Genomic DNA, 6,846 nt, shown 5'->3' on the forward strand with positions numbered 1-6,846 from the left:
GATACGGGCTTGCTCCAGAGCCTCGGACAGGCGAATTTCCAGCACCAGTCGATTGGGCAGCCCGGTCAATGGATCGTAATGAGCCAGGTGTTGCAGGTAACTGGCGGAGGCTTTTTCCTCGGTGATGTCGCGCACCACACCCATCATTTTGACGGTGGCGTCGTGGTTGTTCCTGACCACGTTGCCGGTCTCTCGCAGCCAGTGAATGCTGCCGTCGGGCCAGACGACGCGGTATTCCTCGTCATGGTTTTCCCCGGTTTCCAGGCAGCGCAATTCCCCGGCGCGCACGTTGGCGCGGTCCTCCGGGTGTACGCAGGAACAAAACAGGGCGTAGGAGGGCGTCACTTCGCCGATCTTGAAGCCGAACATGCCGTAGATCGCGTCAGACCAGTAGAGTTTGTCGGTGTCGACGTCCCAATCCCACGTGCCGATGCGGGCGAAATATTGACTGCGTTTGAAGCGTTCCGCGTCGCCGTCCTGGCGCACCGACGGTCCCTCGGACAGGCTGGCAATCAGCGCACGACACTCGCCCAATTGTTTTTTCAGCGAGCGCTCTCGATAGATCATCGCGATGAGCAGGGCAAGCATGACTGAGCCAATGGCTGCGCTGATCCAGGCCAGGTTCATTCAGGGAGAGTCATTGGGTATGAAACCGAGGGAAACGTTGGTGCTTATGTTAGTTCACCGGACCGCTTGGTTGCAGTCGCTTTCTTTCCAGCGAGCGCCAGCACTCGAAGTGTTGCGGTTTCCCCATCCCGATAAAGGCACCTTTAGAGTTGCAAGCAGGATGATTTTCTGGGAAAACCACGTCCCTCGAATACCGCAAACAGACCACATCGTCATGAATGAAGAACTGCAAATCATCGACATCCAGCCCGGTGACGGCAAAGCCGCCGTCAAAGGCGCGCTGATCACCACTCAATATCGCGGCTGGCTGGAAGACGGCACCGAATTCGACTCGTCCTACAGTCGTGGCAAACCGTTCCAGTGTGTGATTGGCACGGGGCGGGTTATCAAGGGTTGGGATCAGGGGATTTTGGGGATGCAGGTCGGCGGCAAGCGCAAGCTGCTGGTGCCGGCGCATCTGGCGTATGGCGAACGAACGATGGGAAAAATCACGCCGAATTCGAACCTTGTTTTCGAGATTGAATTGCTGGAAGTGCTGACGCGGGATGATTGACTGACATTGGAGCTGAATCGGCATCTGTGGGTACGTTTGGAAAACCTACTCCCGCAGCCCTATGAAAAGGTCCAACTCAGTCGGTAGCTGCTCATTGAGCGCTATAGCGATTTGTTGGACCTGCCTGGCGGTCAGTAAACAGTCCCCATCCTCGCTTTGATCAAGGTTCTTCCAGCCAAGTACACCCAGTATCACGACTTCTGCCTCTGGCAGAACGGTAAGTTCGTACTGTAGAAAGTCACCCTCCTGATCACCTTTTAAAAATCCGCTTATCCAAAAAAAATGAATGGAGTCCTGGGTGGTTTTCGTGTGGTCGTGGCTGTTGCAGGCAGGGTGCCCGTCGACCGACGTCGGGTTTTGAATCAAAGGTATCTCTGTTTTACTAGCCATAAGCGTTCTCGTCCCATCTTTTAAAAGCGATGCGAACGCTATATCAATGGGCGTTTGATAGATGTAGGACAGTTCTGAAATTGCGGCCGAGAAAGCCCCGGCGGATAAGCACATCGCCGGTTACAACTCTTTTACCCTGATGTATTTAATGCAGGCATGAACATGGCCAAACTCAGGCCAATGGAAGTCTTCGTCGCGATGTTCGAGCCGGAGGAGCTTCGCCGACGCGGCCAATGGCAAGAAGGCAAAGGTAGATAGGCTTTGGCGCGTCGTATCACCAACGCCATGTAATGGGAGGGCGCGTGTCGCCAATCAACGAATATGCGGCTGTTCAACTGCTGGACGAGGCTTATCGGCACTGGACCGGCCAGGGCCTGCCGGCTCCTGAATCACTGACCGGAACGGAACGTTTGCACTGGTTGCACGAGCACGCGCCTTACAGCTTGTTAGCCCATGGCACTGAAGACGATCCACGATTCTTCTATGCCAATGAACAGACGCTGGCCTGTTTCAAATACGATCGCTCGCAGTTCCTGGGTATGCCGTCACGGTTCAGCGCTTCGCCGATGGACCGAGCCCTGCGCCAGTCACTGCTGGAACAAGTCATGGTCAACGGCATTGCTCATGGCTATAGCGGCTGGCGGGTGGACAGAGGCGGCAATGCCTTCATGATTTACGAAGGCAAAGTCTGGACCCTGATCGATCAGCACGGCGAGCATCGGGGGCAGGCAGCCTTGTTCTGGCCGGAGGCAGAGCGTGTTGGAAGGGTAAGTGATTGAAATTCGCCCCCGGACACTGGTCAAATCGAAGGCGAAAAAAAGCCCGGCTATCCAATCGATAGCCGGGCTTTTTTGCTCAAGCGAACAGCAACGTCAGATCAAACCTTGACGATCCAGCCCGCTGGCGCTTCGATGTCGCCAGTCTGTACACCGGTCAGCTCTTTGTAGAGCTTTTGGGTGACCGGGCCGACTTCGGTTTCGCTGTGGAACACGTGCAGGTGATCGTTGTAACTGATGCCGCCGATCGGGGTGATCACGGCCGCGGTGCCGCAAGCGCCGGCTTCCTTGAAGTCCGACAGCTTGTCGATGAACACGTCACCTTCAATCACTTCCAGGCCCAGACGCGATTTGGCCAGCTCGATCAGTGACAGGCGGGTGATGCCTGGCAGGACCGACGGCGAGTTCGGGGTGACGAACTTGTTGTCGTGGGTGATCCCGAAGAAGTTGGCCGAACCGACTTCTTCGATCTTGGTGTGGGTCATCGGGTCCAGGTAGATGCAGTCGGCGTAGTGCGCTTTCTTGGCCTGGGAACCTGGCATCAGGCTGGCGGCGTAGTTGCCACCGACCTTGGCCGCGCCGGTGCCTTGTGGGGCTGCACGGTCGAAGCTGGAAATCAGGAAGTTGTGCGGGGTCAGGCCACCCTTGAAGTAGGCGCCGACCGGAATGGCGAAGATCGAGAAGATGAACTCGGGCGCGGTACGCACGCCGATGTTGTCACCCACGCCAATCACGAACGGACGCAGGTACAGCGCGCCGCCGGTGCCGTAAGGCGGGATGAAACGCTCGTTGGCGCGGACTACTGCTTTGCAGGCTTCGATGAACTGTTCGGTTTCGACGAACGGCATCAGCAGGCGTGCACAGCTGCGCTGCATGCGCAGGGCGTTCTGGTCCGGGCGGAACAGGTTGATCGAACCGTCCTTGCAACGATAGGCCTTCATGCCTTCGAAGCATTGCTGACCATAGTGAAGGGCAGTGGAGCCTTCGCTGATGTGCAGCACGTTGTCTTCGGTCAGGGTGCCTTTGTCCCACTCGCCATTGCGCCAGTACGACAAGAAACGCTTGTCTGTCTTGATGTAGTCAAAACCCAGCTTGTCCCAATTGATGCTTTCGTTACCCATGACACCCTCTATCACTGAACAACCGCCGAAACGGTTCAAGGCTTCTGACGTTTTTTGGATGGGACAACAATACTTCATTCCGGGCCGATTTCGCAGCCTGCAATTCGATCTCTGCGACCATCGATACGTCCCGGTGTAGCAGCTGTCGAGCCCCGCGAGGCGGCAACCGGCGACGAAGTCGTCGTAATCCAGCTGGCTCGGTGTGCCTGAAAGCACTGGGTGGCGGGTTTTGCGACGACTTCGTCGCCGGTCGCTGCCTCGCGGTGCTCGTCAGCTGCTACAGGGTTTTGCGTCCGGTTTTACAGGTGCAGCGCATGCCCCAACGCACGCAAAGCCGCTTCCTGCACCGCTTCGCCCAAGGTCGGATGCGCATGGATGGTGCCGCCGATGTCTCCCAGCCGCGCGCCCATTTCCAGGCTTTGGGCAAACGCCGTAGACAGTTCGGAAACCCCCACACCCACCGCTTGCCAGCCGACAATCACATGATTGTCCCGACGAGCGACCACCCGCACAAAGCCGCTTTTCGATTCCAGGGTCATCGCCCGGCCATTGGCCGCGAACGGGAAGCTGGAGACGATGCAGTCCAGACCGGCGGTCTTGGCCTCGTCCGGGGTCTTGCCGACCACCACCAATTCCGGGTCGGTAAAACACACGGCCGCGATGGCGGTGGGGTTGAATTCGCGGGTTTTACCGCTGATCAGTTCGGCCACCATCTCGCCCTGAGCCATGGCCCGGTGCGCGAGCATCGGTTCGCCGCTCAGGTCGCCGATGGCGTACACGTTGCGCATGCTGGTCTGGCAGCGGTGGTCGATCTTGATCGCCGAGCCGTTCATGTCCAGGTTCAGCGCTTCGAGGTTCCAGCCCTGGGTGTTGGGTTTTCGGCCCACGGCCACCAATACCTGATCGGTTTCAAGGTTCAGGGTGTCGCCATCCGGACCCAGTACTTGCAGTAAATTATTCGATGAATCAAAGGCTTGAACGCTGTGCTTCAAGTAAAGCTTCACGCCAAGCTTTTTCAGTTCATCGTGTACCGGTTGGGTCAGTTCGGCATCATAGGCGGGCAGGATGCGTTCTTGCGCCTCGACCACACTGACCTCGGCACCTAGCTTGCGATAGGCAATCCCCAGTTCCAGACCGATATAGCCACCACCGACCACGGTCAGCCGCTTTGGCACGGACGTCGGCGCCAGGGCTTCGGTGGAGGAGATGATCGGGCCGCCAATCGGCAGCATCGGCAGGTTCACGCTTTTCGACCCGGTGGCCAGCACCAGGTGCTCGCACTGAATACGCGTGTCGCCGACGTCGACGGTTTTGCCGTCGACGATTTTGGCCCAGCCTTGAATCACCTGGACTTTGTTCTTTTTCAGCAGCGCCGCGACGCCAGTGGTCAGGCGATCGACGATGCCATCCTTCCATTCGACACTCGTGGTGATGTCGAGAGTCGGCGCCGAAACGCTGATGCCCAGGGCCGAATGCTGGCTGTGGTGTTGCGTCTGGTGGAACTGCTCAGCCACGTGGATCAACGCCTTGGACGGAATGCAGCCGATGTTCAGGCAGGTGCCGCCCAGGGATTCGCCTTCTACCAGAATGGTTGCAATGCCCAGTTGACCGGCACGAATCGCCGTCACATAACCGCCAGGGCCGCCGCCGATGATCAGCAGTGTGGTGTTCAAAGTCTGCATTGTGCTCTCCAACAAAAATCAGTCCACAAACAAGGTGGCGGGTTGTTCGAGCAGGCCGCGAACAGCCTGGATGAATTGCGCCGCGTCCATGCCGTCGACCACGCGGTGATCGAAGGAGCTGGAGAGGTTCATCATCTTGCGAATCACGATCTGGCCTTTGACCACCATCGGGCGTTCGACGATTTTGTTCACGCCGACAATCGCCACTTCCGGCAGGTTCAGCACCGGTGTGCTGACGATGCCGCCCAAGGCGCCGAGGCTGGTCAGGGTAATGCTCGAACCGGACAATTCATCGCGGTTGGCCTTGCCATTGCGTGCGGCGGTGGCCAAACGGGAGATTTCCGCGGCGTTATCCCACAGGCTGCGGGCTTCGGCATGACGCACCACCGGCACCATCAAGCCGATGTCGGCTTGGGTGGCGATGCCCACATGCACCGCGCCGAGGCGGGTGATGACTTGGGCTTCGTCGTCGTAACGGGCGTTGATCTGCGGGAAGTCGCGCAGGGCGACAACCAGAGCGCGGACCAGGAACGGCAGCAAGGTCAACTTGCCACGGGTTGCGCCGTGTTTTTCGTTCAGGTGTGCGCGCAGTTCTTCGACGGCGGTGACGTCGATTTCTTCGACATAGCTGAAGTGTGCGGCACGCTGGGTGGCGTCCTGCATGCGCTGGGCGATCTTGCGGCGCATGCCGATGACCGGGATTTGCTCTTCGTCGTTACGCTGGGCGTAAGCGGAAGTCACGGTCGATGCATTCGACTGACCTTGCGCCAGATAGGCGTCGAGGTCTTCGTGCAACACGCGGCCGGCAGGGCCGCTGCCACGTACCAGACGCAATTGAATGCCGAGATCCAGCGCGTGTTTGCGCACGGCCGGGGAGGCCAGCGGACGTTCGTCGGCTTCACGAGCCACCATCGGGCCTTGGCAAACAGCCACTCGCGGCGCTGCGGCGGCAACCGGTTTGCTTTCGACCACGGCTGCAACTTTAGACGCTGCAACCGGCGCTTCTTTAATTGGAGCAGGCTGCGCCGACTCTTTAACGTTGCCCGCGCCTTCCACTTCAATGCTGATCAGGATGCTGCCAACCGCCATGACTTCGCCCGGCACACCGCCCAGCGCGATCACCTTGCCATGCACCGGCGAAGGGATGTCGACCATCGCCTTGTCGGTCATCACATCGGCCAGCACCTGATCTTCGACGACCATGTCGCCGACCTTGACGTGCCACACCGACAATTCAACTTCTGCAATGCCTTCACCAATGTCCGGCATTTTAATAACGTGCGTGCCCATTCAGACCTCCATAACCCGATGCAAAGCCGCGCCCACACGGGACGGACCAGGGAAATACGCCCACTCTTGCGCGTGCGGGTAGGGAGTGTCCCAACCGGTGACGCGTTCGATAGGCGCTTCCAGGTAGTGGAAGCAATGCTCTTGCACCAGCGCCACCAGCTCGGCGCCGAAGCCACAGGTACGGGTCGCTTCGTGAACGATCACGCAACGGCCGGTTTTCTTCACGGATTTGACGATGGTGTCCAGGTCCAGCGGCCACAGGCTGCGCAGGTCAATGACTTCAGCGTCGATGCCGGTTTCTTCTGCCGCCACTTGCGACACATAAACGGTGGTGCCGTAAGTCAGGATGGTCACGTCTTTGCCGGGACGGGCGATGGCAGCGACGTCCAGCGGCACGGTGTAGTAAC

General features: G+C 58.7%; 8 protein-coding genes. 2 read left to right on the top strand and 6 right to left on the bottom strand.

Features of this window, described 5'->3' with window-relative positions:
- Nucleotides 1–627 (bottom strand): PAS domain-containing protein (locus AC1DSG_RS25265; protein ID WP_477793328.1); only part of this gene is annotated, 627 nt, incomplete at its 3' end.
- A 214-nt stretch (nt 628–841) separates the two neighbouring features.
- Between AC1DSG_RS25265 and AC1DSG_RS25270 the strand changes: the two genes are divergently transcribed.
- Nucleotides 842–1,180 carry an FKBP-type peptidyl-prolyl cis-trans isomerase gene (locus tag AC1DSG_RS25270; RefSeq protein ID WP_477793334.1) on the top strand — a complete coding sequence of 113 codons (339 nt, stop codon included), beginning with the start codon at nt 842–844 and terminating at the stop codon, nt 1,178–1,180.
- 45 nt (nt 1,181–1,225) lie between these two features.
- Here AC1DSG_RS25270 and AC1DSG_RS25275 read toward each other — a convergent pair whose 3' ends face one another.
- A complete protein-coding gene (locus AC1DSG_RS25275) occupies nt 1,226–1,570 on the bottom strand; it encodes a pyocin S6 family toxin immunity protein (RefSeq protein ID WP_477793329.1) in 345 nt (114 codons plus the stop codon).
- A gap of 290 nt (nt 1,571–1,860) precedes the next feature.
- On the opposite strand from AC1DSG_RS25275, the gene AC1DSG_RS25280 reads away from it, so the two are divergent.
- Entirely contained in the window at nt 1,861–2,349 is a 489-nt protein-coding gene (locus AC1DSG_RS25280; protein ID WP_477793330.1) for an MEKHLA domain-containing protein, read from the top strand.
- Nucleotides 2,350–2,447: 98 nt separating this feature from the next.
- Here the strand turns inward: AC1DSG_RS25280 and AC1DSG_RS25285 are convergent, their stop codons facing one another.
- The 4 genes from AC1DSG_RS25285 to AC1DSG_RS25300 all read right to left on the bottom strand — a co-directional run.
- Nucleotides 2,448–3,467, bottom strand: coding sequence for a branched-chain amino acid aminotransferase (locus tag AC1DSG_RS25285; protein ID WP_007948490.1), 1,020 nt, complete (start codon nt 3,465–3,467; stop codon nt 2,448–2,450).
- A 299-nt stretch (nt 3,468–3,766) separates the two neighbouring features.
- Nucleotides 3,767–5,149, bottom strand: coding sequence for a dihydrolipoyl dehydrogenase (lpdA, locus tag AC1DSG_RS25290; protein ID WP_477793331.1), 1,383 nt, complete (start codon nt 5,147–5,149; stop codon nt 3,767–3,769).
- Between the two features lie 18 nt (nt 5,150–5,167).
- Nucleotides 5,168–6,439, bottom strand: coding sequence for a dihydrolipoamide acetyltransferase family protein (locus AC1DSG_RS25295; protein ID WP_477793332.1), 1,272 nt, complete (start codon nt 6,437–6,439; stop codon nt 5,168–5,170).
- On the bottom strand, nt 6,440–6,846 hold a 407-nt coding region (locus AC1DSG_RS25300; protein ID WP_477793333.1), incomplete at its 5' end, for a transketolase C-terminal domain-containing protein. It abuts the gene before it with no gap.

The sequence above is a fragment of the Pseudomonas sp. P5_A12 genome (assembly GCF_056400685.1).